The 25,826-nt window shown below is 64.1% G+C and carries 22 protein-coding genes and 1 pseudogene; 7 read left to right on the plus strand and 16 right to left on the minus strand.

The window, feature by feature from the left end; translation table 11 throughout:
- Positions 1–451 precede the first annotated feature (451 nt).
- Positions 452–922, plus strand: coding sequence for a hypothetical protein (locus E7V67_014990; protein ID WUR11026.1), 471 nt, complete (start codon positions 452–454; stop codon positions 920–922).
- Between the two features lie 288 nt (positions 923–1,210).
- Here the strand turns inward: E7V67_014990 and thrC are convergent, their stop codons facing one another.
- The 5 genes from thrC to glyA form a co-directional block, all read right to left on the minus strand.
- The gene (gene thrC / locus E7V67_014995; GenBank protein WUR11027.1) at positions 1,211–2,413 is read right to left on the minus strand and encodes a threonine synthase; all 1,203 of its coding nucleotides are present in this window, start codon (positions 2,411–2,413) and stop codon (positions 1,211–1,213) included.
- Between the two features lie 74 nt (positions 2,414–2,487).
- Complete coding sequence (locus tag E7V67_015000; GenBank protein ID WUR11028.1) at positions 2,488–2,916, minus strand: Rid family detoxifying hydrolase; 429 nt, start codon at positions 2,914–2,916, stop codon at positions 2,488–2,490.
- A gap of 51 nt (positions 2,917–2,967) precedes the next feature.
- Positions 2,968–4,125: an FAD-binding oxidoreductase gene (locus E7V67_015005; protein ID WUR11029.1), complete on the minus strand. Its 1,158-nt coding sequence runs from the start codon at positions 4,123–4,125 to the stop codon at positions 2,968–2,970.
- A gap of 5 nt (positions 4,126–4,130) precedes the next feature.
- Entirely contained in the window at positions 4,131–5,348 is a 1,218-nt protein-coding gene (locus E7V67_015010) for a benzoate/H(+) symporter BenE family transporter (GenBank protein ID WUR11030.1), read from the minus strand.
- A 7-nt stretch (positions 5,349–5,355) separates the two neighbouring features.
- On the minus strand, positions 5,356–6,627 hold the full coding sequence (gene glyA, locus E7V67_015015; GenBank protein ID WUR11031.1) for a serine hydroxymethyltransferase: 1,272 nt from the start codon (positions 6,625–6,627) through the stop codon (positions 5,356–5,358).
- A 270-nt stretch (positions 6,628–6,897) separates the two neighbouring features.
- Here glyA and E7V67_015020 point away from each other — a divergent pair, with 270 nt between their 5' ends.
- Positions 6,898–8,298, plus strand: a complete 1,401-nt coding sequence (locus tag E7V67_015020; GenBank protein ID WUR11032.1) for a PLP-dependent aminotransferase family protein — start codon at positions 6,898–6,900, stop codon at positions 8,296–8,298.
- A 48-nt stretch (positions 8,299–8,346) separates the two neighbouring features.
- Here the strand turns inward: E7V67_015020 and E7V67_015025 are convergent, their stop codons facing one another.
- Positions 8,347–10,410 (minus strand): TonB-dependent receptor, encoded by a 2,064-nt coding sequence (locus E7V67_015025; GenBank protein WUR11033.1) that lies wholly within the window; start codon positions 10,408–10,410, stop codon positions 8,347–8,349.
- Positions 10,411–10,594: 184 nt separating this feature from the next.
- Between E7V67_015025 and E7V67_015030 the strand changes: the two genes are divergently transcribed.
- Together E7V67_015030 and E7V67_015035 are read left to right on the plus strand one after the other, a co-directional pair.
- Positions 10,595–10,933 (plus strand): DUF485 domain-containing protein, encoded by a 339-nt coding sequence (locus tag E7V67_015030; GenBank protein ID WUR11034.1) that lies wholly within the window; start codon positions 10,595–10,597, stop codon positions 10,931–10,933.
- Positions 10,930–12,597 carry a cation acetate symporter gene (locus E7V67_015035; GenBank protein ID WUR11035.1) on the plus strand — a complete coding sequence of 556 codons (1,668 nt, stop codon included), beginning with the start codon at positions 10,930–10,932 and terminating at the stop codon, positions 12,595–12,597. Before E7V67_015030 ends, E7V67_015035 begins: the two co-directional genes overlap by 4 nt.
- A gap of 15 nt (positions 12,598–12,612) precedes the next feature.
- On the opposite strand, the gene E7V67_015040 is transcribed toward E7V67_015035, so the two are convergent.
- The 5 genes and pseudogenes from E7V67_015040 to E7V67_015060 form a co-directional block, all read right to left on the minus strand.
- Positions 12,613–13,182 (minus strand): hypothetical protein, encoded by a 570-nt coding sequence (locus E7V67_015040; GenBank protein WUR11036.1) that lies wholly within the window; start codon positions 13,180–13,182, stop codon positions 12,613–12,615.
- A 21-nt stretch (positions 13,183–13,203) separates the two neighbouring features.
- Positions 13,204–13,542: pseudogene (locus E7V67_015045) on the minus strand (translation initiation factor Sui1).
- Between the two features lie 10 nt (positions 13,543–13,552).
- Entirely contained in the window at positions 13,553–13,789 is a 237-nt protein-coding gene (locus tag E7V67_015050) for a hypothetical protein (protein ID WUR11037.1), read from the minus strand.
- A gap of 12 nt (positions 13,790–13,801) precedes the next feature.
- The gene (locus tag E7V67_015055) at positions 13,802–16,000 is read right to left on the minus strand and encodes an OsmC domain/YcaO domain-containing protein (GenBank protein ID WUR11038.1); all 2,199 of its coding nucleotides are present in this window, start codon (positions 15,998–16,000) and stop codon (positions 13,802–13,804) included.
- 137 nt (positions 16,001–16,137) lie between these two features.
- Positions 16,138–17,034, minus strand: a complete 897-nt coding sequence (locus E7V67_015060) for a LysR family transcriptional regulator (protein WUR11039.1) — start codon at positions 17,032–17,034, stop codon at positions 16,138–16,140.
- A gap of 113 nt (positions 17,035–17,147) precedes the next feature.
- On the opposite strand from E7V67_015060, the gene E7V67_015065 reads away from it, so the two are divergent.
- A complete protein-coding gene (locus tag E7V67_015065; protein WUR11040.1) occupies positions 17,148–18,014 on the plus strand; it encodes an NmrA/HSCARG family protein in 867 nt (288 codons plus the stop codon).
- A gap of 25 nt (positions 18,015–18,039) precedes the next feature.
- Positions 18,040–18,513, plus strand: coding sequence for an AtaL-like protein (locus tag E7V67_015070; protein ID WUR11041.1), 474 nt, complete (start codon positions 18,040–18,042; stop codon positions 18,511–18,513).
- Positions 18,514–18,601: 88 nt separating this feature from the next.
- Here E7V67_015070 and E7V67_015075 read toward each other — a convergent pair whose 3' ends face one another.
- The 4 genes from E7V67_015075 to guaB form a co-directional block, all read right to left on the minus strand.
- Positions 18,602–19,165 carry a hypothetical protein gene (locus E7V67_015075; protein WUR11042.1) on the minus strand — a complete coding sequence of 188 codons (564 nt, stop codon included), beginning with the start codon at positions 19,163–19,165 and terminating at the stop codon, positions 18,602–18,604.
- A gap of 528 nt (positions 19,166–19,693) precedes the next feature.
- Complete coding sequence (locus tag E7V67_015080) at positions 19,694–21,061, minus strand: P-loop NTPase fold protein (GenBank protein WUR11043.1); 1,368 nt, start codon at positions 21,059–21,061, stop codon at positions 19,694–19,696.
- Positions 21,062–21,248: 187 nt separating this feature from the next.
- Positions 21,249–22,859, minus strand: coding sequence for a glutamine-hydrolyzing GMP synthase (gene guaA, locus E7V67_015085; GenBank protein WUR11044.1), 1,611 nt, complete (start codon positions 22,857–22,859; stop codon positions 21,249–21,251).
- A 71-nt stretch (positions 22,860–22,930) separates the two neighbouring features.
- Positions 22,931–24,406: an IMP dehydrogenase gene (gene guaB / locus E7V67_015090; GenBank protein ID WUR16289.1), complete on the minus strand. Its 1,476-nt coding sequence runs from the start codon at positions 24,404–24,406 to the stop codon at positions 22,931–22,933.
- 142 nt (positions 24,407–24,548) lie between these two features.
- Here guaB and E7V67_015095 point away from each other — a divergent pair, with 142 nt between their 5' ends.
- Positions 24,549–25,052 carry a DUF4124 domain-containing protein gene (locus E7V67_015095; protein ID WUR11045.1) on the plus strand — a complete coding sequence of 168 codons (504 nt, stop codon included), beginning with the start codon at positions 24,549–24,551 and terminating at the stop codon, positions 25,050–25,052.
- 112 nt (positions 25,053–25,164) lie between these two features.
- Here E7V67_015095 and E7V67_015100 read toward each other — a convergent pair whose 3' ends face one another.
- Complete coding sequence (locus E7V67_015100; protein WUR11046.1) at positions 25,165–25,764, minus strand: hypothetical protein; 600 nt, start codon at positions 25,762–25,764, stop codon at positions 25,165–25,167.
- Positions 25,765–25,826 lie beyond the last annotated feature (62 nt).

The following is a 25,826-nucleotide window of genomic DNA, read 5'->3' on the forward strand; positions in this document are numbered from 1 at the left end:
CATCCTGTACGGCGGAGGAATCGCCCGGCTGACAGGCTGGGAGGACGCCAACAGCAATCATATTCGCGTCGAATACGACGCGCGCCAGCCGCCGGCACGTATCGAGGACAGCGCGGGCCACAGCCTGGCGCTGGAGTTCGGCCAGTGCGGGCTCGGAGCTCAACATGTATTTTTACCGGACACCCGCGCTAAAATTGGTAGCCATTGATGACAAGTTGCATGGCTCATAATTTCCTCGATTACTCGATTGAATAAATCCTGAAACCGCAGCCACATTGAAATATATCGGAGGGCAGTGGCGCAACGAAGGCGATTGACTCGTGCGCTCGAGAGCGAGCAAGCTCAATGTAATCCGGTTAAAATTGGAACGTGCACACGGCGGCACCGGCAATGCGATACCAGATGAATTCGCCGATATATTCAGACCAGTGATCTTAACCCCAATCGGGCCATGAATCTTCAGTTGATAAAACTTACCTGTGCGTCATGCCTTGGTGTGTTCGAGGCGCCCGACCTATTGTCGGGAGCGTACGGCGAATTCCTCTTGAGAAGTGAAGGAACTTTGGAAGTCGCGTATTTGAATGCGCTTGAAGACGCCGCGTATGGCGAAGTATATGACTTGATAAAGCAAAATCCAAGAATGCATGGCATGCGCGAGCATTTCATCGCGGATGTCCTACGTCAGATATATGCTGTGGTCGCGTGCGATCCAGACTCTGCAGGCTACTCATTTGGTATCGGACAGTTTCCTCGATGCCCGTTTTGCAGTGCCGGGAACGTAGCGCATTGGGAGGAAATAGACCCGCCAATCTTCATTGATCTGCCAGCGGATCCGGTTACACACACCTGCTGGGATGACCTTTCTAAAGATCAGAAAATAGCTAAAATCGATAATGAACTTTGGGCTATTGGATACATTTAGCGGACTGGTGCCAACCTGCGCATGAGCATTATGCCGGACGAGAACGGCAATGTCGACGTCCTTGAGTACATCGGGGGCAAGTGTTCAAATTGGAAGACCCCGACGGTAATTCCGTTACCACCGCTGAGCATTACAGAGGCGATGACGCGAGATAGGACGCTTGACGAGCTGATCGCGCATCGAAGGGGGACGCAGCCGAAATACAAAAACAAGCACTGGAATTCAGCATGGTTGCAAGCGTCGTATCAAGTAGAGGGCAGCCCCTCGCCATCGCGTCCCAAGATGCCACTAAGCAGCAACCACCTGCCCTTCCACCCCCTCCGCCAACACCCCACTCCTGAGCAACCCGGCAATATCCTTCAACCCGGTACCGGTCACCAGCACCACGGCCGTCTCGCCCGCCGCGGGCCCACCCCATTTGCGCATCCCGGCATAAGCCGCTGCCGCACCCGCCTCGGCAAACACGCCGCAGCTGCGCGCCAGCGCCGTCACGGCGTCGAAAATTTCCGCATCGCTGACGGTGACGAATTCACCGCCGCTGTGCTCAATGGCGCGCAGCGCCTTGATGCGGTCGCGCGGCAGCGCCACGCTGATGCTGCCCGCGGACGTGCGCGCCGGCCGGGCCTCGGCGCCGTTCGGTCCCGTGCCCGCCCTCCAGGCGCGGTACATGAAGTCGCTGCCGGCCGCCTGCACGCCCATGATGCGCGGCACGCGGTCGGTGCAGCCCATCTTGTACAACTCGTGGAACCCCTTGTAGACGGCGCCGACGATGCAGCCGTTGCCGACCGGGACGAACACGCGGTCCGGTACCTGCCACTGCATCTGCTCGGCGATCTCGAATGCGACCGTCTTCTTCCCTTCCGACATATATGAGTTGATGCCCGTGCTGCGGTTGTACCAGCCGTTTTCCTTGCAGGCCCGGTAGCAGGCGACGAATGCCTCGTCGTAGCCGCCCTCCACTTCGATCACGCTGGCACCGTAGGCGCGCATCTGGGCCAGCTTCTCGCGCGGCGCGCTGCTCGGTGCGAAGATCACGCAGCGCAGGCCGCTGGCCGCGCTCATGCAGGCCAGCGCCGCCGCAGCATTGCCCGTGCTGGCGGTGGCGATCGTGTCGAAGCCCTGACCGGCCGCCAGCGCCGCCGCCAGCGCGCTGGCGCGGTCCTTGAGCGAGCCGGTCGGGTTGCGGGTGTCGTCCTTGACCAGGACACGTCCGCCGCCATCCTGCTTGAGCTCATACAGCGGCGAACCGCCCGTGTGCAGCGCCGGCCGGAAATCGGGCGCGATGGGCAGCAGGCTGCGGTAGCGCCACATGTCGAAGCTGTCGTGGCGGGCCACGTCCTGGCGGAAGCCGGCGCCAATGCGCTCGTAGTCGTACAGCACGTCGAGCGCGCCGTCCAGTTCGCAGGTGGGACAGCAATAACCGGCTTCATTGATTGCATAGTTCGTATGACAGTGCAGGCAGCGCAGCGTGTAACCCGTTTCAAAGCTCATGACAGATCCGTTTTCCGTGTGAGGTTGAGGCGGCGAAGGCACCGGCGCGCGGGCCGGTGCCTGCAGGGACCAGCTCAGCTGCGCTGGACCAGGATGGCGTCGATCGCCACCAGCGTGCCGCGTGCCAGGTTGGCGGCACCCACCGTGGTGCGGGCCGGATACGGCTGGCTGAAATACTCGGCCATGATGGCGTTCATGACGGAGAACTTTTCGATGTCGGTGATGTAGACCGTGACCTGGACGATGTCGTCGATCGTGCCGCCGCAGGCCTCCGCCATCGTCTTCAGGTTGCTGAAGGTCTGGCGCACCTGGCCTTCGAAACCGCCCTCGGCGATGTCGTTCGTGCCCGGCACGACCGGCGTCTGCGCGGCCAGGAACACCATGTTCCCGACCCGTACGCCTTGCGAGTAGGTGCCCAGCGGCAGCGGTGCCTTGTCCGTGAAGATGATGTCGCGATCCGTTGCGCTGGCGTCGAGATCGACGCGTTCTGCTACCTGATTCATGCTTGCTTCCCTTTCAGTGAGTGAGATGAAGGACAAAGGTGGACGACTGCCCTATTCCAGTTCGGCCACCGCGGTCAGATGCCGCGCGGCGATGCCGGCCACGCGCCCCGGCGCCACGTCGGCCGCGTCGATGCCGGCCAGGTCGGCGGGGACGCCGGCGCCGGTTGCCAGCGCGGCGCACAGCCGGGCCATCGCCGGCGCCGTCTGGATGCCGTAGCCGCCCAAGGCGGCACACCAGACGAAGCCGTCCACGCCGGCGTCCGCGCCGACGACCGGGCTGCGGTCCGGCACGAACACGCGCAGGCCGGCCCAGCGATTCAGGATGCGTTTCGGCCGCAACGTCGTGGCCGACTCCAGCCGGTCCATCGCGATCGCCACGCCCAGTTCGTCCGGCAGCGCGTCGTGCGGCTCGGCCGGTGTCTCGTCGCATGGCGACACCATCAGGCGGCCCACGTCCGGCTTGATGAACAGCTGCTCGTCGACGGTGCCGATATACGGGCAGTGCGTCACGTCGCGCTCGGGGTCGACCACGACCACGGTACGCAGCAACGGCTGGATGCCCAGCGGCGTGGCACCGCAGCGGCGCGCCACGTCGTCGGCCCAGGCGCCGGCGGCGTTGACGATGGTCCCGGCGGCGATGCGGCTGCCGTCGGCCAGTTGTACGTCCCAGGCGCCGCCGCGGCGCTCCGCCGCGGCGATTTCCGCATCCGTACGCACCAGCCCTCCCCGCAGGCGCAGGCCGCGCAGGAAGGCGCTGTGGATCGCGTGCACGTCCAAGTCGAACGCGCTCGGTTCGTGGATGCCGGCGATCCACTGCTGGCCCATGAACGGCGCCAGCTCGGCGATGTCGCGCCGCTCGACCCAGGCGGCGCTGGGCACGTGCTGCTTGACGGCGGCGTAGCGCGCCTGCAGCTTGCCCCAATGTGCCTCGTCGCCCAGGATCAGCGCGCCGCGCGGCGCGCTGAGTGGATCGCTCGTCAGATCGGCCGGCGGTTGTTCGAAGAAGCCGCGCGAGGCGCAGGTCAGCCGGCGGATCAGGGCATTGCCATAACTCTCCATCGAGATGGCCGCCGAGCGGCCGGTGGTGTGGTAGGCCAGGCTGCGTTCGCGTTCCAGTACCAACACGCTGCCGTGCCGCGCCAGTTCCGACGCCACCGCGACACCGGCGATCCCGCCGCCCACCACCAGGAAATCAACAGACTGTGTCATCGTGTTCAAGCCTTCTTCAGGGTTGCAAGCTGCGGCGCCGCGCGTTTCCACGGCTTGTGCAGAATCAGGTAGGCGGCGCCGCCGATCACCAGGCCCCAGAACGCGGCGCCCAGGCCCAGGAAACTCATGCCCGAGGCGGTGACCAGGAAGGTGACGATGCTGGCGTCGCGATGGCTCTCGTCCTGTACGGTGCCGATCAGCCCCGTGGTGATCGCGCCGATCAAGGCCAGCCCGGCCAGCGCCGCGATCAGTTCGTGCGGCAGCGCCGAGAACAGCAGCGCCAGCGCGCCGCCGAACGTCCCCACCACGACATAGATCGCCCCGCCCACCACGCCGGCCACATAGCGCCGGTCGGCCTCCTCGTGCGCTTCCTTGCCGGTGCAGATCGCCGCCGTGATGGCGGCCAGGTTGACGCCGTGCGCGCCGAACGGCGCCAGCAGCAGCGAGGCCAGGCCGGTGGTGGCGATGATGCCGCTGGCCGGCACCTGGTAGCCGGACGTGCGCAGCACGGCCATGCCGGGCACGTACTGGCCGGTCAGGGTGACCAGCGCCAGCGGCACGCCCAGGCTCAACACGGCATGCCAGGACCATTCCGGCGTCGTCCACACCGGTTGCACCACGGCCAGCTGCAATTGCGACAGATTCGTCACGCCGGTGCTCACCGCGAAGGCGGTGCCGATCACCAGCACGCCGGCAATCGCATACCGGGGCAGCGTGCGCTTGACAACCAGGAAGGTCAGCACCATCAGCAGCACCAGCGCCGGGTTGGCCTTGACCGAGGTGAATACTTCCGTGCCGAAGCGCAGCAGGATGCCGGCCAGCATGGCGGCCGCGATACCTTTCGGGATGTGCGCGATGAAGCGGTCGAACGCGCCGGACAGCCCGATCAGCGTGATCGCCACCGAGCTGGCGATGTAGGCGCCGATCGCCTGCCCCAGCGGCATCGTCGGCAGCATCGTCACCAGCAACGCCGCGCCCGGCGTGGACCAGGCCGTGATGACGGGCGTCTTCAGGCGCCAGCTCAGCACCAGTCCGGTCAGGCCGCTGCCGATCGAGATCGCCCAGATCCAGGACGACGTCTGCGCTTCCGACAGGTGCGCCAGCCGCGCGGCCTGGAACACGATCACCAGCGGTCCGGCGTAGGAAATCAGCACGGCCAGGAAGCCGGCCACCAGCGCCGAGATGGAAAAATCGTCGCGCACCGAGCGTGATGGATTCGTCATCGCGACCTCAGCCATGAACGGGGCCATGAACGGGGCCATAAACCGGGAAGTCGCGGCACAGGGCCCGCACCTGCTCGTGCACCCGCGCCAGCGTCGGCGCGTGGGTGGGCGCCTGCAGCACGTCCGCCACCAGGTTGCCGACCAGGCGCGCCTCGGCCACGCCGAAGCCGCGCGTGGTGATGGCCGGGCTGCCCAGGCGGATGCCGCTGGTCACGACCGGCTTTTCCGGGTCGTTCGGGATCGAGTTCTTGTTGCAGGTGATGCAGACGTCGCCCAGGATGCGCTCGGCATCCCGGCCCGTGATGCCGGCGCCGCGCAGGTCCACCAGCATCAGGTGGCTTTCGGTGCGGTTCGATACGATGCGCAGGCCGCGCTGCCGCAGGGCCTCGGCCATCGCGGCGGCGTTGGCCAGCACCTGCTCCTGGTACAGCCGGAACGACGGCGCCAGCGCTTCCTTGAACGCCACGGCCTTGCCGGCGATCACGTGCATCAGCGGCCCGCCTTGCGTGCCCGGGAAGATGGCCGAGTTGACGGCCTTCTCGTGCTGCTCCTTCATCAGGATCACACCGCCGCGCGGCCCGCGCAGGCCCTTGTGGGTGGTGGACGTGACGAAGTCGGCGTGCGGTACCGGGTTCGGGTACTGGCCGCCGGCGATCAGGCCGGAGTAATGCGCCATGTCCACCATGAAGTAGGCGCCGACATCGCGCGCCACCCGGGCGAAGCGCTCGAAATCGATGCGCAGCGAATACGCCGAAGCACCGGCGATGATCATCTTCGGGCGCACCGCGTGCGCCGTGCGCTCCATGGCGTCGTAGTCGATTTCCTCGGCTTCGTTCAGGCCATAGCTGTGCACGTTGAACCATTTGCCGCTGATATTGAGCGGCATGCCGTGCGTCAGGTGGCCGCCTTCGGCCAGGCTCATGCCGAGGATGGTGTCGCCCGGCTTCAGGGCGGCAAAGAATACCGCCTGGTTCGCCTGCGAACCGGAGTGCGGCTGCACATTGACGCTCTCGGCGCCGAACAGGCTGCGCAGGCGCGCGATGGCCAGGCGCTCCGCCTCGTCGACGATGTCGCAGCCGCCGTAGTAGCGCTTGCCCGGATAGCCTTCCGCATACTTGTTGGTGAGCTGAGATCCCACGGCGGCCAGCACGGCCGGCGACGTGTAGTTCTCCGATGCGATGAGTTCGATGTGTTCCTCCTGGCGCAGCGTTTCGCGCCGGATGACGGCCTCGATCTCGGGATCGATGGCGGCTAGGGTGTGGTGGTGACGATCAAACATGGGCTGTTCCCGGATGAGTGGACGAATGCGGATGAGTCGCTTACAACTTACATCGATTTATTCGATGTAAATTGCCTAGTTAATTTAATGCAAACATCAAGGTCGGTCAACAGATTGTTTTGTCTGCTGTTGCGAAAACCGCTCTTTATTAGGCTATGCAACCATGTGATACTCCGAGGAAATCATTTCGCGCGCATTACATCGCTGCGGTAGGGACTTGCAATGTTGTAAAATAGTGCAATCGACGCAATCAACCTCCAAGGAACAACCATGTGGCAACCGGAACTGGTGCAGACTGACGGCCCCATCTACGAGAAGATCGCGGCGGCGCTGGAGCGCGACATCCGCGCCGGGGTACTCAGCAATGGCACCCGCCTGCCCACATTGAAGGAACTGGCGGCGTTGCTGCGCGTGACCCCCGGCACGGTGAACCGGGCCTACGAACTGGCCCAGCGGCGCGGACTGGTGCAGGGCGAGGTGGGACGCGGCACCTATGTGCGGGCCCAGGATGCGGTGGCCGAGGCTGCCAGCACGCCTGTCGTACCGGCCGCTGCCGCCACGCCGGAGCCCGCCAATGGCTGGCTCGACCTGTCGATCGTCAAGCCCAACCTGGCGTTGCAGGAGCCGTATGTGCGGGCCGCCCTGGCGGAGTTGAGCCAGTCGCCCCTGCTGACGGAAATGCTGGACTACACGCCCGATGGCGGCCACCCGCTGCACCGGGTCGCCGGCGCGGCCTGGATGCAGGCCGCCGGCCTGGCGGCGCGGCCGGAGCAGGTCTTGTTGACAGCCGGGGCGCAGCACGGCTTGTGGGTCGCCGTCAACGCGCTGACGCGCGCCGGCGACCTGGTCCTGTGCGAATCGCTGTGCTATCCAGGCGTTGCCTCCGTCGTGCACGGCCTGGGGCGACGCCTGCGCGGCGTCGCCATGGACGAGGAAGGCATGAGCCCGGACAGCCTGCGCGCGCTGTGCCAGCGCGAGCGGCCGGCCATGGTGATCTGTATCGCGACATGCCAGAACCCCACCACCCGCGTGATGTCGGCGCAGCGCCGTGCCGCCATCGCGGCGCTGGCACGGGAGTTCGACTTCATTTTGGTGGACGACGATCTGTACGGCTTCCTGGCGCCAACGCCGCTGCTGCCGCTGGCCAGCTACGCGCCGGAGCGGACCCTGTACCTGACCAGCCTGTCGAAATCCGTCTCCTCCACCGTGCGCCTGGGCTACCTGCACTGCCCGCCGGCTTGGCTGGCGGGACTGGCCGCCAGCGTGCGCACCAGCGTGTGGATGGTGTCGCCGCTGGCGGCGCAGCTGGCCACCAACCTGATCAACAGCGGCAAGGCTGCCGAACTGTGCAGTGCGCAACGGGCCGAAGCGCGCCAGCGCCAGCAGATGGCGCGCGAACTGCTCGGGCGGTTCGAATACAGCGCGCTGCCGACGGCCTATCACCTGTGGCTGAAGCTGCCCGAGTTCTGGAGCGGCGGCGACCAGTTCGCCGCCATCGCGCGCGGCCACCAGTTGCTGGTGGCCGGTGGCGACGCGTTCTCGATGAACGGCGACGGCGAGGGCCACCAGTACGTGCGCATCGCCCTGATGGCGGGCTCGCGCGAACAGATGCGCTTCGTGCTGACCAAGCTGGCCGGGCTGCTCACCATGCCCGATACGCGCTGGCTCTAGGGCGGCGCGGGAGCGGCCGCTCCTCCCGCCCGCCCGCGTGCGCCCGCGTTACAGCTCGTAGTGCAGGGCGATACCGGCGATGCGGGGCGCGCCGGCCGTGACCACCGGGCCGGTCGTGCGGCTGACCACATAGCGCCTGTCGCCGGCATTGCGCACGTAGGCACTCCAGCGCCACGGACCGACCTCGTATTGCGCGTTCAGGTTGACGAGTGTCGCCGCATCGCCCCGCAGCACGCCGGTCACCTGGCGGAAACGCGGCGAGCCGGGTTCGCCGTCGGTCAGGTATTGCGACGGCGCATCCGACTGGTAGGCCAGCTCGGCGTGCAGGCTCAGCGCCGGCAGCGGGCGCCAGCGGCCGCCGACGGTCAACTGGCGGCGCGGCGCGCGCTCGAACGCCTGGCCCGACAGGTCCTGGTTGACGGCCTGGAAGCTGCGGTAGCGCGTATGGTTGAGCGCGCCGTTGGCGTACAGCCGCACGGCCGGCGAAACGATCCACGTCGCCGACAATTCCGCGCCATACAGGCGCGCCCGACCGGCATTGGCCACCTGCGCGCTGTTGTCGTTGCCGGGGATCGTCAGCACGCTAACCTGCTGGTCCTTCCAGTCGGTCCAGTAGGCATTTGCATGCAGCTGCAGGCGCCGCCCCAGCGGGCGGCCACGGTAGCTCAACTCATAGTTGGTGCTGTATTCGGGATCGAACGGCACGCTGGCCTGCTGCGCGATATTGAAGGCCGAGCCGCCGCCGCGGTAGCCGCGCTGCACTTGCGCGCCCAGCCAATGGCCGGCGCCCAGCTCGTGGCTGACGCCCAGCTTGGGCAGCATGGCGTGGTAGCTGCCGGGCGAGACGGTCTCGGGATCGCTGTCGAAGCGTGCCGCGACGCGGTTGCGTTCGCGGTCGTAGCGCAGGCCGCCGATCAGTTCCCAGCGTGGCCGGAAGGCCCAGCTCACTTCGCCGAATACGGCACGGTTGCGCACGCGCGTATCGCCGCCCAGTCCGAGCACGGGCTCGCCGTCGAACAGCAGCCGGTCGTCGCGCATCTCATGGCTGTTGCCGGCATACACGCCGAGGTGGCCGGTCAGCCCGTCTGCGCGGTACGCCAGCCGGAACTCCTGCGAGGCCAGGCGGTGCCGGTGGTCGCGCAGCACCTCATCGACGGGGGCCGTGTCGGTCTGGTCGAAATCGAGCACCGCGTCGTACCGGGTATGCGTGACGGCGCTGGTGCTGTGCAGCGTCCAGGCGGGCGCGAGGCGGTATTCCAGGTTGGCGACCAGCGAGTTCTGGCGCATATTGTCCCAGGCGTCCGCATTGGTGCGCACACGGTACAACAACGCCGCGCCGTCCTCCTGGGTGACGACCGGATTGCCACGGCGGTGATCGGTATGGCTGACCGTGAACAGCGCGTCCAGCGCGGGGCTGGGCTGCCACAGCAGCTTGGCGCGCGCCGTCAGGCTGTCGCGCGGGTTGGCCGGCTTGCCCAGGGTCTCGTTGACGATGTAGCCTTCGTCCCTGGCGCGCTCCACGGCCACCCGCGCGGCAAGTTTGCCATCGACCAGCGCGCCGCCGCCAGCGAAGGCGGCGCTGCGCTCGTCGAACCTGCCGCCACGCACCTGCGTCCGCAGCGACGGCGTATAGGTGGGATTGCGGCTTTGCAGCACGATGGCACCGGCCATCGCGTTGCGGCCCTGCACCGTCGATTGCGGTCCGCGCAGGATCTCGACCTGCTCCATGTCCCAGGTGGACAGGGTGCCCAGCGTGACGTTCTGGCGCGGCTGCACGGCGCCGTCGACATACACGGAGATCAGGTCGTTGGCGCCCTGCTCGCCCAGCCCCGCGACCGGCACGCCGCGGATGCTGAAGGTCTGGTTGTTCGGCGCGGTGCTCACGCCCGGCGTGCGCGCCATCATGTCCGTCAGCGAATGGTCGCCGTGCTCCTCCAGGTCGCGCGCCGTGGCGACGCTGGCGCCGGTCACGGTCCGCTCGAGCGACTTGCCCATTTTCTCGCCGCTGACGACCACGACCGGCAGGTCGTCCTGTACCAATGCCTGGGCCTGGGCGGCGTGGCACAGGACCAGGCAGGCGGATGCCATGACGCTACGCGTAAAGACTTGCATGGGTGCCTTCTCGTTATGAATACGATAAGGCCCGCATCATAATGATAATCATTCTCAACATCAACCAGATAGATGAGGGGGCGCCGCGCGTCGTCAGTAAGGCTACGGTAAGAAACGTTGCGTAGGGTCTAAGGTCAGCGGCCATTCATGCAAGCTGCACCGACAAAAATCAATGGAGACACATATGGAACAAGACCTCGTCCGACGGGTCAAGAACGACCCCAACTACCACAAGCTCGTCAAGACGCGCTCCCGCTACGGCTGGATGCTGACCTGGGCCGTCATGGTGGCTTACTATGGCTTCACCGCCCTGAACGCGTTCGACAAGGAATTCATGGCCGGCAAGATCGGCGACGGCGTCATGTCGCGCGGCGTGCCGCTCGGGCTGTTCGTGATCCTGTTCACGGTAGCCGTCACAGGTATCTACGTGCGCCGGGCCAACCGCGAGTTCGATGCGTTGACGGACGCCATCCACAAGAACGCCGCCGCCCCCGCCAAGCAAGCCGAACAGGTGAGCGCATGATGGCCCGTGGCGCATTGCGCGGCGCGGCCGCGCTGGCCGCACTGGCCGCGGCCGGCACCGCGCTGGCCGCGCCCGACCTGGGCCAGGCCGCGAAACAGGCCACCAACTGGACGGCGATCGTCATGTTCGGCGCGTTCGTGCTGCTGACCCTGTTCATCACCAAATGGGCCGCCGCGCGCACCCGCTCGGCGTCCGACTTCTACACGGCCGGCGGTGGCATCACCGGCTTCCAGAATGGCCTGGCCATCGCGGGCGATTTCATGTCCGCCGCGTCCTTCCTCGGCATCTCGGCGGCCGTGTTCGCCAACGGCTTCGACGGCCTGATCTACGCGATCGGCTTCCTGGTCGGCTGGCCCGTGCTGACCTTCCTGATGGCCGAGCGCCTGCGCAACCTGGGCCGCTTCACGTTTGCCGACGTGGCCGCCTACCGCTTCGCCCAGAAGCCGGTGCGCATGTTCGCCGCGTCCGGCACCCTGGTCGTCGTGCTGTTCTACCTGATCGCGCAGATGGTGGGCGCGGGCCAGCTGATCAAGCTGCTGTTCGGCCTGGACTACTGGATCGCCGTCGTGCTGGTGGGCGTGCTGATGATGGTCTACGTGCTGTTCGGCGGCATGACCGCCACCACCTGGGTGCAGATCATCAAGGCCGTGATGCTGCTGGGCGCGACCAGCTACATGGCGTTCGCCGTGCTGGCGCTGTACGACTTCAGCCCGTCCCTGCTGTTTGCCGAGGCTGTGCACGTGCATGCCAAGGGCGACGCCATCATGGGCCCGGGCGGCTTCATCAAGGACCCGATTTCCGGCATCTCGTTCGGCATGGCGCTGATGTTCGGCACCGCCGGCCTGCCGCACATCCTGATGCGCTTCTTCACCGTGCCGAGCGCCAAGGAAGCGCGTAAATCGGTCCTGTGGGCCACCACCTGGATCGGCTACTTCTACGTGCTGGTGTTCATCATCGGCTTCGGCGCCATCGTGCTGGTCGGCACCAACGCCGGCTTCAAGGATGCCGCCGGCAAGCTGCTGGGCGGCGACAACATGGCGGCCGTGCACCTGGCCAAGGCCGTCGGCGGCGACGTCTTCCTCGGCTTCATTTCCGCCGTCGCCTTCGCCACCATCCTTGCGGTCGTGGCGGGCCTGACCCTGTCCGGCGCCTCGGCCGTGTCGCACGACCTGTATGCCACCGTCATCAAGAAGGGCCAGCCGGCCCCGGGCAGCGAGCTGCGCGTGTCGAAGTTCACCACGATCGTGCTGGGCGTGATCGCCGTGCTGCTGGGCATCGTGTTCGAGAAGCAGAACGTGGCGTTCATGGTGTCGCTGGCCTTCGCGATCGCCGCCTCGGCCAACTTCCCCGTGCTGTTCATGTCCGTCCTGTGGAGCAAGTGCACCACGCGCGGCGCCACCGTCGGCGGCTTCCTCGGCCTGCTGGCGGCCGTCACCTTGACGGTGCTGTCGAAATCGGTGTGGGTCGACGTGTTCCACAACGCTTCGGCCATCTTCCCCTACACCTCGCCTGCGCTGTTCTCGATGACGGTGGGCTTCGTCGGCATCTGGCTGTTCTCGGTAACGGACACCAGCAAGCGCGCAGCCATCGACCGCGCCGGCTTCGAAGCGCAGGAAGTGCGTTCGGAAACGGGCATCGGCGCGGCCGGCGCCACCGCGCACTGAGCCGGGTGCTGGCGGCTACTTGATGTTCGCCGCCAGCTTCGCCCAGACGGCGTCGCCGATGTCGCGACGCCCTTCCGGCGGCTGGAACGACAGGAAGAAGGTGTCGTTCTTGACGCCGGTCGCCATGTACATGAAGTAGGACGGCTGGCCGGTCGTGCCGCTCGTCATCGATACCAGCACGGCCGGGTGCTTGCCGTCCTTGAACGGGCGCACCTGGATATTGGTCGCCACGCTCCTCATCTTGTTCAGCGAGCCGGGATCGTCGATGCCGTAGAACACCTTGTGGCGCGCGTCGTACGTGACCTTGGTCGCCATCGACGCGATCAGGTAGCCATTACGCGTCGGCAGCTTTTCCGCCGTGGCGCTCGCAGCATCCGCCGGACGCATCCAGTACGAGTAACCGATGCGCTTGACGCCCGACTGGGCATACTCCACCGGCACCGGCACGTTCAGGTCGATCGGCTGCGGCAGACGGCCTTGCAGGAGCTGGTTGATCGGCACATCGCGCGTCTGCACGGGCGCGGCAGGCGCGGCCGAGGCGACGGTGACGATGGACAGACCGGCTGCGACGAATAGCGATTTCATGCGTTTCCTTTTCGGTTGAGGTCAGCCGCCGGCGCGCTTCGGCCGGTGGCCCTGCTTGGTCAACACGTCCATGATCAGGTCGCAGTGGTCGCCCTACACCTCGATCACGCCGTCCTTGACGGTGCCGCCCGAACCGCAGGCGGCGCGCAACTGCTTGCCCAGCGCGGCCAGCGCGGCGGCGTCCAGCGCCAGGCCCTTGACGACGGTGACGCACTTGCCGCCCCGCCCTTTGGTCTGGCGCGCCACGCGCACATTGCCGTCGCCCAGCGGCGCGGATGCGGCCTTGCAGGCGCAGGAAGCGACGCTCTGGCGGCACGCCGGACACATGCGGCCGCTGTCGGTGGAATAAACCAGGCCCATGCTACAGGGCTCAGGCCGACGGCTCGAGGCGCGCGAGGCGCTGGCCGATGATACCCCAGCGTACTTCGGCGCCGTCGACCGTGCCGACCAGCGCCCAGCCGGTGCCGATCTTCTCGACGGTGACGGGACTCTCCAGTTCGGCCGCCAGCTTCTCGGCCCACATGCCGGCCGCGCCGCGGCCCTTGAACAGTTCGTTGCCGTCGTAGATGACGGTGGCGTCGAACACCGGTTTGGTGAAGATGGTCATGCTGTCTCCTCGTTATTTTGCAGCGGCGGCGGCGCGGGCCTTGTGCAGCTTGCGGTAGCTGTCCAGCAGGCGCTGGTGGCGGTCCAGGCCCGCCAGGTCCATGCCGGTCGGGCTCAAGCCGTGGAAGCGCACGCTGCCGTCCACCGAGCCCAGCGCCGCATCCACGCGCGCGTCGCCGAACATGCGGCGGAAGTTGGTCACATAGTCGTCCAGCTCCAGGTCGTCGTCCAGCGTCACTTCCAGCACCACGTTCAGGGCCTGGTAGAACAAGCGGCGTTCGACCGTATTGTCGTTGTACTGCAGGAAGGCGCCGACCAGGTCGTGCGCGTCCTCGAAACGCTGCAGCACCAGGTTGATCAGGAGACGCAATTCCAGCACCGTCAGCTGGCCCCATTCCGTGTTCTCGTCGAACTCGATGCCGATCAGGGTGGCGATGTCGGAGTACTCGTCCAGCTCGTTGTTTTCCAGCCGGTCCAGCAGCGCTTCCAGCTGCTTGTCGTCCAGCTTGTGCAGGTTCATGATGTCCTCGCGGAACAGCAAGGACTTGTTCGTGTTGTCCCACACCAGGTCCTCGACCGGGTAGATCTCGGAATAACCGGGCACCAGGATGCGGCAGGCCACGGCGCCCAGCTCCTTGTATTCGGCGATATACACTTCCTTGCCGGCGTCGGCCAGCAGCCCGAGCAACCGCGCCGCTTCCTCGGCGTTGGCGTTCTCGCCTGCGCAGGTGAAGTCCCACTCGACGAAATCGTAGTCGGCCTTGGCACTGAAGAAGCGCCACGACACGATGCCGCTGGAATCGATGAAGTGCTCGACGAAGTTGTACGGCTCCGTGACCGCCGCGCTGGCAAACGTCGGCGGCGGCAGGTCGTTCAGGCCTTCGAAACTGCGGCCCTGCAGCAGTTCCGTCAGGCTGCGCTCCAGCGCCACCTCGAAGCTCGGATGCGCGCCGAACGACGCGAACACGCCGCCGGTGCGCGGGTTCATCAAGGTCACGCACATCACCGGGTACTCGCCGCCCAGCGATGCGTCCTTGACCAGCACCGGGAAGCCCTGCTCTTCCAGCGCCTGGATGCCGGCCAGGATGCGCGGGTATTTCGCCAGCACGTCGGCCGGCACGTCCGGCAGCGCCAGCTCGCCCTCGATGATCTCGCGTTTCACCGCGCGCTCGAAGATCTCGGACAGGCACTGCACCTGCGCCTCGGCCAGCGTGTTACCGGCACTCATGCCGTTACTGGCGTACAGGTTCTCGACCAGGTTCGATGGGAAGTAGACGGTGGCGCCATCGGACTGGCGCACGAACGGCAGCGCGCAGATGCCGCGCGCCACATTGCCGGAGTTGGTGTCGATCAGGTGGGAGGCGCGCAGCTCGCCGTCCGGGTCGTAGATCTCCAGGCAGTATTCATCGAGGATCTCCTCCGGCACCGCATCCTTGCGGCGCGGCTTGAACCAGCGCTCGTTCGGGTAATGCACGAACTCCGCATTGGCGAACTCCTCGCCCCAATAAGCGCCGGCATAGAAGTGATTGGCGCTCAAGCGCTCGATGTATTCGCCCAGGGCCGAGGCCAGCGCGCTTTCCTTGGTCGCGCCCTTGCCGTTGGTGAAGCACATCGGCGAATGGGCATCGCGGATGTGCAGCGACCACACGTTCGGCACGATATTGCGCCACGAGGCGATCTCGATCTTGATGCCCAGGCCCGCCAGCAGGGCCGACATATTGGCGATGGTCTGCTCCAGCGGCAGGTCCTTGCCAGGGATGTAGGTGGCCGTATCGGCATTCGGCTGCAGGGTCAGCAGCGCCTGCGCATCCGCGTCCAGGTTTTCCACTTCCTCGATGACGAATTCCGGTCCCTGCTGCACCACCTTCTTCACCGTGCAGCGGTCGATCGAGCGCAGGATGCCCTGGCGGTCCTTGTCGGAGATGTCGGCCGGCAGCTCGACCTGGATCTTGAAGGTCTGCTGGTAGCGGTTTTCCGGATCGACGATATTGTTCTGCGACAGGCGGATGTTCTCGGTCGGGATATTGCGCGTGTCGCAATACAGCTTGACGAAATAGGCCGCGCACAAGGCCGACGAGGCCAGGAAGTAGTCGAACGGACCGGGCGCCGAGCCGTCGCCCTTGTAGCGGATGGGCTGGTCGGCGATGACCGTGAAGTCGTCGAACTTCGCTTCGAGGCGGAGCTTGTCGAGAAAATTGACCTTGATTTCCATGTGGATTCCAGAAAACTGATGTGTGAGGTGCTGCCGGCGCGGCCCTTGAAAGCATCAAGCCCTGCCGTGGCAGGGCTTGGGCTGTTGGAGTCGGGCGATGGCGAAACCGGGATTATACGCAAGTTGGTGGTGCGGGTTCAGCGGTTTGCCGCGGGTGCCAGGTAGGCAGCCAGCTCGTCCGGCGTCCCGTTCGGAAAAGCCGTCTTCAGATGCGCGAGGAACGCCGACACGCGCGGGCTCAGCAGCCGGCGTGACGGATACAACGCCCAGATGGCGATCTCCGGCGCGTCGAGGTCGCCCCACTGGGCCAGCCGGCCAGCCGTCACATCATGGCTGACCAGCGACGCGGGCAGGCACGCGGCGCCGACGCCAGCCAGCGCCGCGTCGCGCACCATCACGAGCGACGACAGGCGCAGCCTGGGCTCGATGGCGATGCTGGCGCCGCCCGTCAGCCGCCAGGAGACTGGCCCTTCGACAGCCGCGCGCACGACGGCGGCAGCGGGCTCGCCCGCCCCTGGTCGCGCAACGGCAGGGTGGGCCACGACGACAAGCCGGTCACGCAGGAATATGCGCCCGACCAGCGTTGCGTCCGGGTCAGGATTGACGCGGATGGCCAGGTCGTAGCCCTCCTCGACCATGTCCACGGCCCGGTCCTCGGTGGTGATTTCCAGCCGCACCTCGGGGTAGGCCAGCGCGAAACTGGCGGCCAGCTTGCCCAGCGCCATCTGCGCGAACAGCAGCGGCGCGCTGATGCGCAACCGGCCGCTGACCGTGCTTGCGCCGGACGTCAGCGCTGCCACCGTCTCGTCGATCTCCAGCAGCAGCGGCGCCATGCGCGCATGAAACGCCTGCCCTTCCTGCGTCAGCTTCAGCGAACGCGCCCCGCGCTCCAGCAGCCGCACGCCCAGGCTGGCCTCCAGTTCCAGCACGCGGCGCGACAGCGTGGCCTTCGGGCGACCGCTGGCGCGCGCGGCACGGCCGAAGCCGCCGTGACGGGCGACGAGGTTGAAGTCGGCAAGCGCGAGCAGGTCCATGTGTATCACCAGCGAGACGGAGTGTCCAATTCTACCGTCTATCGGTGCGATCGTGGGACGCCTACCATGCAAAGCGTCAACCGACACTTTTCAATCGACCAGGAGCAACCATCATGACCATTCTCGTTACCGGTGCCACGGGCAACGTCGGCCGCAACGTCGTCGCACAACTCGTCCAGCGCGGCGCCACCGTCCGCGCCCTCGTCCGCAATCCCGCCAGCGCCAACCTGCCGGCCGGCGTGGAAGTCGTCCAGGGCGACATGCTCGACGTTGATTCGCTGCGCCGCGCCTTCGAAGGCGTCTCGACGCTGTTCCTGCTCAATGCGGTCGTGCCCGACGAAGTCACGCAGGCGCTGATCACGCTGAACGTGGCGCGGCAGGCGGGCGTCCAACGCGTCGTCTACCTGTCCGTGCTCCACAGCGACCGCTACGTCAACGTGCCCCACTTCGCCGGCAAGTTCGCGGTCGAACGGATGATCGAGCAGATGGGCTTCTCGGCCACGATCCTGCGCCCGGCCTACTTCATGGACAACGACTTGACGGTCAAGGACGCGATCACTTCCTATGGCGTATATCCGATGCCGATCGGCGCCCAGGGCCTGGCCATGATCGATGCGCGCGATATCGGCGAGATCGCGGCGATCGAGCTGATTCGGCGCGACGGCGCCGGCAGCGACTTGCCGCTGTCGCGTATCGATCTGGTCGGTCCGGAGACGCTGACCGGTGACGATGTTGCCGCCATCTGGGCGGAGACGCTGCGGCGGCCGATCGCCTACGGTGGCGACGATACCGCGGCTTTCGAGCAAAACCTGCGGCAGTTCATGCCGGGGTGGATGGCGTACGACATGCGGCTGATGAGCGAGCGCTTCATTAGCGATGGGATGGTTGCCGGGCCGGAGGATGCCGCGCGCCTGATTGCGCTGCTGGGACGACCGCTGCGCACCTACCGCCAGTTCGTCGCCCAAGCCGTTGCCGCCTGACCCAATCCGCTTTTGGAGACCCATCATGATCTATTCGACAGCGACCGTTCCGGTCAATCCTGCCGGTGAAGTTCCGTTGACGCGCGCCCAGGCTTGGCAAGGCCTGGTACTGAAGGCACGCGACGCACGGCTGTTCCTGCCACCCGGCTTGTGCACCCGCTGCGACGTCGTGGAGGAAAGCGCGACGCATATAGTGCGCGAAGCCACTATCGGCGGGAACGAGATCCGCGAGATCATCAGCTTCGATCCGCTGGAGAAAGTGTCGTTCTTCCAGGCCGGCGGGCCGCGTGAAGGTGTCATCGTCAATGAGCTTTTCGAGGATGCCGAGGGTGCGCTGCAGCTCAGGTTTTATTGCTACACCGGCTTGCGCGGCAAGGAGCCGGGCGGACCCGAGGAGCTGGCGGAGCAGGCCTGGATGGACAGCGACCAGGGTTACCGCGCGGCGTTGCTGTCGACGTTGGCACGCACACGCGAGCTGCTGTTCATTGGGAGGTTGTGATCCCTCTAGCAGAGGCATGGCCGGCTCGCCTGGCGCGACGCACAGAACGCTCGGCGCTGTGGTGGAGTACGCGAGCCGAACGACAGCGCTATTTCATATAGGCGGGCAGCGTGCTGCCGCTCTTGATAGCGTAATCCGCAATCCTGTCCGACACGCTGGCTGGCAAGACGAAGCCCGCCAGCGCCCGCACCGCCCCGCCGATCTGGTAGTCGGCACCCTTGGACAAGGATTTGTAGTCGGCCAACCCGTCCACCACGCCCTTCTGGCCCCACGCGACGATATAGGGGTTCGACGGCAGCACCGGATGGCCGCCCTGCGCCTGGCCGGCCTGGAGGCGTCCCAGCAGTTGATCGATCGCCTTTTTGAGGCCGTACAGCGTCGGCGCGGCGTGACAGGTCGGGTCGCCCGTTTGCCCGGCGAGGAAGCGTATGTACATATAGTGTTCGGCAGCCGCCGCATCGTAATCGTTGTCGTAGCGGTGGGCGGAATCGCCGCGTATCGTTGTTTTCAACAACTGCCAGGCGACACGATTGACCTTCACCGTAGGCGGTGTAGTGTCGCCGTCCTGCCAGAGTAAATATTTTGCGCTGGCCTGCGACCAGCGGATGAATTCCTGGACACGCGATTCGTCCAGCTTCGTGAAGTTTCCCATACGGCCTCTCTTGATGAACTGCCGCGACGGGAATCCGCGGCGGCTTATCGGTCCAGTTTACGCTAGCGGAGATCCGAATCTGGTCACGAATTGTCTGCCATGTGTATGCGGTGGCCAATTTGTTGGATCGCTGGGCAGCGCATTCGCCCGGCGTCTCGATGCTGTTCCTGCTCAATGCCGTGGTGCGCGATGAGGTGACGCTGGCGCTGAGAGCGGCTAATGTGGCGCGGCCAGCGCCGCGCCAGGGCACGCGACCAAGGTCAGGCCATGCTGACTTCAAGCGTATTGTCTGCCTGTCGATGACTGCCTCGGAACGCCATCCTGAGCGAACAGTTCGCGGATGCCGATAGTGCGCGGCAGTTCCGCTTCTACTGCTATTCGACGTTGCCAGCTAAGGTCCTGAGTGGCCCTGGGAAGCAGGTATGGGGCGGCACCGACGTGTGTCGCACGGCGCTGTTATCGACCTTGCTTCGGGGCAGAGATTGATTCGATAAGTCAGGGGCCTTACGCAGGTCCCAACCGGCATACTCATTCTTGCGGTGAAAACAAATTTAACTGGGAACAGAAGTACCCCCTCAGGTCCGCACGCCCCGCACTAAACCGCCAAATATCACTACCAAAACTATGCACGACGTGCTGTGGTGACAGTGCAGCGATTTCAGCATCTGAAGCAATGCAGAACAGAACCGAATTCATAAGCCGCGTTAACGAACCTGCATCGGGCTCGGCCTGCGAGCAGAATTTTGGCCAGCGATTTTGTAACTCATCCGCCAGCGGACCGTACGATAATGTTCCATCAGCCACCTTCTGATATAGCTCATTATCAACAACCTTCAGAACACTCAGAAAACAAATAAAACCAGGGAGCCTATAAGAATGTTTATTATGACAGAGGTATATGAGTGTTATATTCGTGAATACGCGCTCCAACTGACGTAGTGATAGATCAAACACTCTAGCGAAAACGGTAGTAGCAGTGAGAATTAGATCTTTGTCGTCCCAGGTTTCTAGTTCGTGCAGTTCGTAAAGCCGCTCTGCATAAATTTTAAGGTCACATGAACGCATTGAACCACCGCACTTCTTTGGCAGTATCGACTCTACAGTGATGAACTTCTGCAAATAGGTTCTTGAATCCAAATTCGAGCCATACACCGATTTCATTGCGTCTTCTAGCTGAATCTTGTTCATGACCAAGACAAATACCACGTTCGGTACAGAAAAAAGATGCTTTACGCGTTCCAGAAGATCAATCGCAAAAGTAGGCTTGCATCTATCGAGCTCATCGATGATAACTACCAAGCGACCGCCTTCATTGCCTTTCAACTTCGCAGGAAGCACCGACAACGATTTTTTAAAGTCATCGGCAAGCTCGGCGTCCTGCCGTGCAGACCCCAGCTTATCTGCAATTAATCTTTCTGTCGTATCCGCAATAGGATCTACAATATCATCTTTTATCTCATCAAGCGTATCGAGCTCCGATCGTCCGATAGCTCCGAGTGTTAGGGATTTGACCGCAACTTTGCCTGACCAAGATAGCAACTTGACGAAAACTTGTGTTGCTCGGGCCCTGAACTCCGTCTCACCAGCCCCATCCGAATGCGCCTTCGCATACGAAGTTATATTACTCGCCAACACGAGAAACGCATCGTCCACGTAGTCATTCTGGAACGCATCAATGTATATACTAGGCAAACCCTCTTGAGCTAGCGCGTCCTGCCACATTTTGACAAAGGTAGTCTTCCCCTCCCCCCATCGCGCATCAATCGATATCACCAAAGCTTCGCTACTATTACGAATTATACTTAGCAGAGAACGCCCAAACGACTCCCTCCCGAAGAGATCATTTTTGAAACCATCGCCCTTCTCGACCACCGCCTGCTTTGCAACAATTCGCATAAGATCCTCAACGTTTCTGGTTTCAAGGATACATCAGCTTTTCGCTACCCGAATATTCCGCGATCATATCGCCCACTAAAGCACATTTTATCTACCAGCAGCACAGATGCTACAACACAAAAAAAGGGGCCCTGAACTATAGGGCCACCTGGAAATTTATACTACGATTTGAACTAAAAAGTAGTTGTCACTCCCACTCAATCGTCGCCGGCGGCTTCCCAGAAATATCATAAACAACGCGATTCAACCCACGAACCTCGTTGATAATCCGGTTCGACACCTTACCGAGCAACTCATGCGGCAAATGCGCCCAATGCGCCGTCATGAAGTCCTGCGTCTGCACAGCGCGCAGCGCAACGACGTAGTCGTAGGTCCGGCCATCGCCCATCACCCCAACGGACTTCACCGGCAGGAACACGGCAAACGCCTGCGACGTCGCCTCGTACCAGTTGCGCGGCGCGGCATCCTGGTCGAAGCCAGGCACGATAGCGGCTTCGTACGGCGTATTGCGCAGCTCCTCGATGAAGATCGCATCGGCGCGGCGCAGCAGGTCGGCGTATTCCTTCTTCACTTCGCCCAGGATGCGTACGCCCAGGCCCGGGCCCGGGAACGGGTGGCGGTAGACCATCTCGTACGGCAGGCCCAGCGCGACGCCCAGCTTGCGCACTTCGTCCTTGAACAGCTCGCGCAGCGGCTCCAGCAGCTGCAGCTTCATGTGCTCCGGCAGGCCGCCCACGTTGTGGTGGCTCTTGATCGTCTGGCCCTTCTTGCCCTTGCCGGCCGATTCGATCACGTCCGGGTAGATCGTGCCCTGCGCCAGCCATTTGGCGTTGGTCAGCTTGCTAGACTCGGCATTGAACACCTCGACGAACTCGGCGCCGATGATCTTGCGCTTCTGCTCCGGGTCCGACACGCCCGCCAGCTTGCCCATGAACTGGTCGGTCGCGTCCACGCGGATGACCTTCACGCCCAGGTTCTTGGCGAACATGTCCATCACCATCTCGCCCTCGTTCAGGCGCAGCAGGCCATGATCGACGAAGACGCAGGTCAGCTGGTCGCCGATGGCGCGGTGGATCAGCGCCGCCGCCACCGACGAATCGACGCCGCCGGACAGGCCCAGGATCACTTCGTCCGTACCCACTTGCGCGCGGATCTTCTCGACCGCTTCGCTGATGTAGTCCGGCATGTTCCAGTCGGACTTGCAGCCGCAGATCTCGTGCACGAAGCGGCCCAGCATGGCCTTGCCCTGCACCGTGTGCGTCACTTCGGGGTGCCACTGCACGGCGTAGAACTTGCGCTCTTCGTCGGCCATGCCGGCGATCGGGCAGCTTTCCGTCGACGCCATCAGCTTGAAGCCCGGCGGCATGTCCAGCACCTTGTCGCCGTGGCTCATCCATACTTTCAGCATGCCATGGCCTTCGTGCGTGACGAAGTCGTTGATGCCGTTCAGCAGCGCCGTATGGCCGCGCGCGCGGACTTCGGCGTAGCCGAATTCGCGCACCTTGCCGTTCTCGACCTTGCCACCCAGCTGGGCCGCCATCGTCTGCATGCCGTAGCAGATGCCCAGCACGGGCACGCCCAGCTCGAACACGGCCTGCGGCGCGCGTGGCGAGTCGCCTTCCAGGGTGGAATTGTGGCTGCCGGACAGGATCACGCCGGCGGCGCCGTAGTTGCGGATGAACTCGTCGGAGACGTCGTACGGATAGACTTCCGAGAACACGCCGGCATCGCGCACGCGGCGCGCGATCAGCTGGGTTACCTGGGAACCGAAATCGAGGATGAGGATTTTAGAGTGCATTGATGTGTATATGCTGAGGAAACCGGGAACAAATAGAACAACGCCGGCGCGAGCCGGCGTTGCGAAGGGCGTTATTCCGAACGGTAGTTCGGCGCTTCCTTGGTGATCTGCACGTCGTGCACGTGCGACTCGCGCATGCCGGCCGACGTGATCTCGACGAATTCCGCCTTTTCGCGCAGCTCGTCGATCGTGGCGCAGCCGCAGTAGCCCATCGACTGGCGCACGCCGCCGACCAGCTGGAAGATGATCGCCAGTACCGAGCCTTTATAGGCGACGCGGCCTTCGATCCCTTCCGGCACGAACTTGTCGGCCTTGGCCGAGGCTTCCTGGAAGTAGCGGTCGGCCGAGCCTTCCGCCATCGCGCCCAGCGAGCCCATGCCGCGGTAGGACTTGTACGAACGGCCCTGGTACAGGATCACTTCGCCCGGGGCTTCTTCGGTGCCCGCGAACATCGAACCCATCATGACGGTCGACGCGCCGGCCGCCAGGGCTTTCGAGATGTCGCCCGAGAAGCGGATGCCGCCGTCCGCGATGCAGGGCACGCCCGTGCCTTCCAGCGCTTGCGCCACGTTCGAGATGGCGGTGATCTGGGGCACGCCGACGCCGGCGACGATGCGGGTGGTGCAGATCGAGCCGGGGCCGATGCCGACTTTCACCGCGTCCGCGCCGTACTCCACCAGCGCTTTCGCGGCGGCCGCCGTGGCGATGTTGCCGCCGATGACGTCCACATGCGGGTATTTCGTCTTGATGTATTTCACGCGGTCCAGAATGCCCTGGGAGTGGCCGTGCGCCGTGTCCACCACCAGCACGTCCACGCCGGCCTGCACCAGCAGCTCGATGCGCTCTTCATCCTTGGCGCCCACGCCGACCGCCGCGCCGACCAGCAGCTTGCCATGCTGGTCCTTGGAGGCATTCGGGTGTTCCGTCGACTTCTGGATGTCCTTGACCGTGATCAGGCCGCGCAGCTCGAACGCGTCGTTGACGACGATCACGCGCTCCAGGCGGTGCTTGTTCATCAGGCGCTTGGCTTCGGTCGTGTCCGCGTCTTCCTTGACCGTGACCAGCTTCTCGCGCGGCGTCATCTTGGCGCGCACTTCCGCGTCCAGTTCCTGTTCGAAACGCAGGTCGCGGTTGGTGATGATGCCGACCACTTCCTTGCCTTCGACGACCGGGAAGCCGCTGATGCCGTACTGTTCCGTCAGCTTGATCACGTCGCGGATCTTCATGTCCGGCGGGATCGTGATCGGGTCGCGCAGCACGCCCGCTTCGAAACGCTTGACCTTGGCCACTTCGCGCGCCTGGTCGGCTGGACGCAGGTTCTTGTGGATGATGCCGATGCCACCCTCTTGCGCCATGGCGATGGCGAGACGCGCTTCGGTGACCGTGTCCATCGCCGCGGACAGCAGCGGGATGTTCAGCGAGATATTGCGGGTCAGCTTGGTGCGGAGGGACGTGTTGGCAGGCAGAACGTTCGAGTATGCTGGAACGAGGAGCACGTCATCGAACGTGAGTGCTTTTTGGAGTAAAACGCATAGTACATTTCCTATCGGCGCAAAAGTGAATTATACAGAAGTTCACGCGTGCCGTCCTTGCAAGGCGGCAAAATTGGCGACATTTTTTGCGTGTTCGATTGACTTTGGCGTGCTTTCAGGGTGAAATCGTCTGATGATTCTGCATGGAAACACTGTCATGATGCCTCTTGCCCGTGCGGCGCTGGCCGCTGCGCTGCTCGTCAGCACCACTCTCGCGCACGCCCAGTGGGCCTGGAGGGATGCGCAAGGCCGGCCCGTCTATTCGGACCAGCCGCCGCCGCCCTCCGTGCCTGCCGCGCGTATCTTCAAGGCGCCGCGCGGGCAGATGCCGGATTTGCGCGAGCAGTTGCGGCAGCCGGAGGCGCCGGCCAAGGCTGCGCCTGCTGTTAAGGCAGCTCCGACGCTGGCCGAGCGCAACGCCGCCTATGAACAGCGGCGCGCCGCCGCAGCCGAGCAGGCCGGGCGTGCGGCGGACGAGGCCAAGTCGCGAGCGCAGCGGGCCGCCAGTTGCGAAAACGCGCGGCAGAACCAGCGGGCGCTGGAGGGTGGCGGCCGGATCGTGCGCTATAACGACAAGGGGGAGCGGGAGGTGCTGGGCGACGCGCAGCGGGCGGACGAGGCGCGCCGCAATGCCCTGGCGGTGGCAGAACATTGCAAGTAACACCATTGTCCGTTGTACTGGAGGAGTTCCCGGTACCAGGACCCACTGCTGACTCTTCGTGTCCTCGCGGGAGCCCAGTGTGCGCACAGCAGTTGGGTTAGCGACTCGTACTCTAGAATTTAGACCATGTCCTGGCGCCAAGTCCATCGACCCGATATACGCGGAAAGCCCATCTCGTACTAGCATCCCTGTAGCCGAAGACGATTGCGTAACCGTTGATATCGTAATTAAGGGCGGTTCCTGGCCCTGCACTGACAGACATCTTCCTGCGACCGCTCCTGGCTAACCGCGAATCACCTTCAGCACTGTCGCGCTGCCCTGAATTGGTTGGCCCTGCAACCGCGTTTCCTGCACCATAAGCGACGTGGCTTACACCTATGTCATCCACGACAAAGCGACAGCCAGTGAATTCGGAAGTAAGAAAATAGTCGCAACCCGTTTTGTTTATACTCTCCCACGTGGCCTCGGTGATTTGCCCCTTCCCTGGAGCTCCCGACCATGGAAGCCAATAGACCGTCTGCTGGTGGCGCGCGCCACCACCCGTGGCTTCCTTTTTCGAGTAAATATCGACATTGTTTCCATTGGTGATCGCGATAAACTCTTGCGCGCCGCGATGAGCACTCTTCATGTTTTGCGGGTTGCTAAGCTCTCCCATGAGGTGGATATTCATTGTCGTATTGCCGTGAAGGCTTTTCAGATCACTCCAGAACATGTTATCTCTCCTGTTTTCGAACGCAAAAAAGGACCTTCACCAAGATCCAGATACGAATATTC

Origin of the sequence: [Empedobacter] haloabium (assembly GCA_008011715.2) — a bacterium.
Classification (GTDB): domain Bacteria; phylum Pseudomonadota; class Gammaproteobacteria; order Burkholderiales; family Burkholderiaceae_D; genus Rugamonas; species Rugamonas haloabia.

Excerpts from the sequence above, each read along its gene's own strand:
- E7V67_014990 (WUR11026.1), top strand. The coding sequence starts at position 452 with ATGAATCTTCAGTTGATAAAACTTACCTGTGCGTCATGCCTTGGTGTG.
- thrC (WUR11027.1), bottom strand. The coding sequence starts at position 2,413 with ATGAGCTTTGAAACGGGTTACACGCTGCGCTGCCTGCACTGTCATACG.
- E7V67_015000 (WUR11028.1), bottom strand. The coding sequence starts at position 2,916 with ATGAATCAGGTAGCAGAACGCGTCGATCTCGACGCCAGCGCAACGGAT.
- E7V67_015005 (WUR11029.1), bottom strand. The coding sequence starts at position 4,125 with ATGACACAGTCTGTTGATTTCCTGGTGGTGGGCGGCGGGATCGCCGGT.
- E7V67_015010 (WUR11030.1), bottom strand. The coding sequence starts at position 5,348 with ATGACGAATCCATCACGCTCGGTGCGCGACGATTTTTCCATCTCGGCG.
- glyA (WUR11031.1), bottom strand. The coding sequence starts at position 6,627 with ATGTTTGATCGTCACCACCACACCCTAGCCGCCATCGATCCCGAGATC.
- E7V67_015020 (WUR11032.1), top strand. The coding sequence starts at position 6,898 with ATGTGGCAACCGGAACTGGTGCAGACTGACGGCCCCATCTACGAGAAG.
- E7V67_015025 (WUR11033.1), bottom strand. The coding sequence starts at position 10,410 with ATGCAAGTCTTTACGCGTAGCGTCATGGCATCCGCCTGCCTGGTCCTG.
- E7V67_015030 (WUR11034.1), top strand. The coding sequence starts at position 10,595 with ATGGAACAAGACCTCGTCCGACGGGTCAAGAACGACCCCAACTACCAC.
- E7V67_015035 (WUR11035.1), top strand. The coding sequence starts at position 10,930 with ATGATGGCCCGTGGCGCATTGCGCGGCGCGGCCGCGCTGGCCGCACTG.
- E7V67_015040 (WUR11036.1), bottom strand. The coding sequence starts at position 13,182 with ATGAAATCGCTATTCGTCGCAGCCGGTCTGTCCATCGTCACCGTCGCC.
- E7V67_015050 (WUR11037.1), bottom strand. The coding sequence starts at position 13,789 with ATGACCATCTTCACCAAACCGGTGTTCGACGCCACCGTCATCTACGAC.
- E7V67_015055 (WUR11038.1), bottom strand. The coding sequence starts at position 16,000 with ATGGAAATCAAGGTCAATTTTCTCGACAAGCTCCGCCTCGAAGCGAAG.
- E7V67_015060 (WUR11039.1), bottom strand. The coding sequence starts at position 17,034 with ATGGACCTGCTCGCGCTTGCCGACTTCAACCTCGTCGCCCGTCACGGC.
- E7V67_015065 (WUR11040.1), top strand. The coding sequence starts at position 17,148 with ATGACCATTCTCGTTACCGGTGCCACGGGCAACGTCGGCCGCAACGTC.
- E7V67_015070 (WUR11041.1), top strand. The coding sequence starts at position 18,040 with ATGATCTATTCGACAGCGACCGTTCCGGTCAATCCTGCCGGTGAAGTT.
- E7V67_015075 (WUR11042.1), bottom strand. The coding sequence starts at position 19,165 with ATGGGAAACTTCACGAAGCTGGACGAATCGCGTGTCCAGGAATTCATC.
- E7V67_015080 (WUR11043.1), bottom strand. The coding sequence starts at position 21,061 with ATGCGAATTGTTGCAAAGCAGGCGGTGGTCGAGAAGGGCGATGGTTTC.
- guaA (WUR11044.1), bottom strand. The coding sequence starts at position 22,859 with ATGCACTCTAAAATCCTCATCCTCGATTTCGGTTCCCAGGTAACCCAG.
- E7V67_015095 (WUR11045.1), top strand. The coding sequence starts at position 24,549 with ATGATGCCTCTTGCCCGTGCGGCGCTGGCCGCTGCGCTGCTCGTCAGC.
- E7V67_015100 (WUR11046.1), bottom strand. The coding sequence starts at position 25,764 with ATGTTCTGGAGTGATCTGAAAAGCCTTCACGGCAATACGACAATGAAT.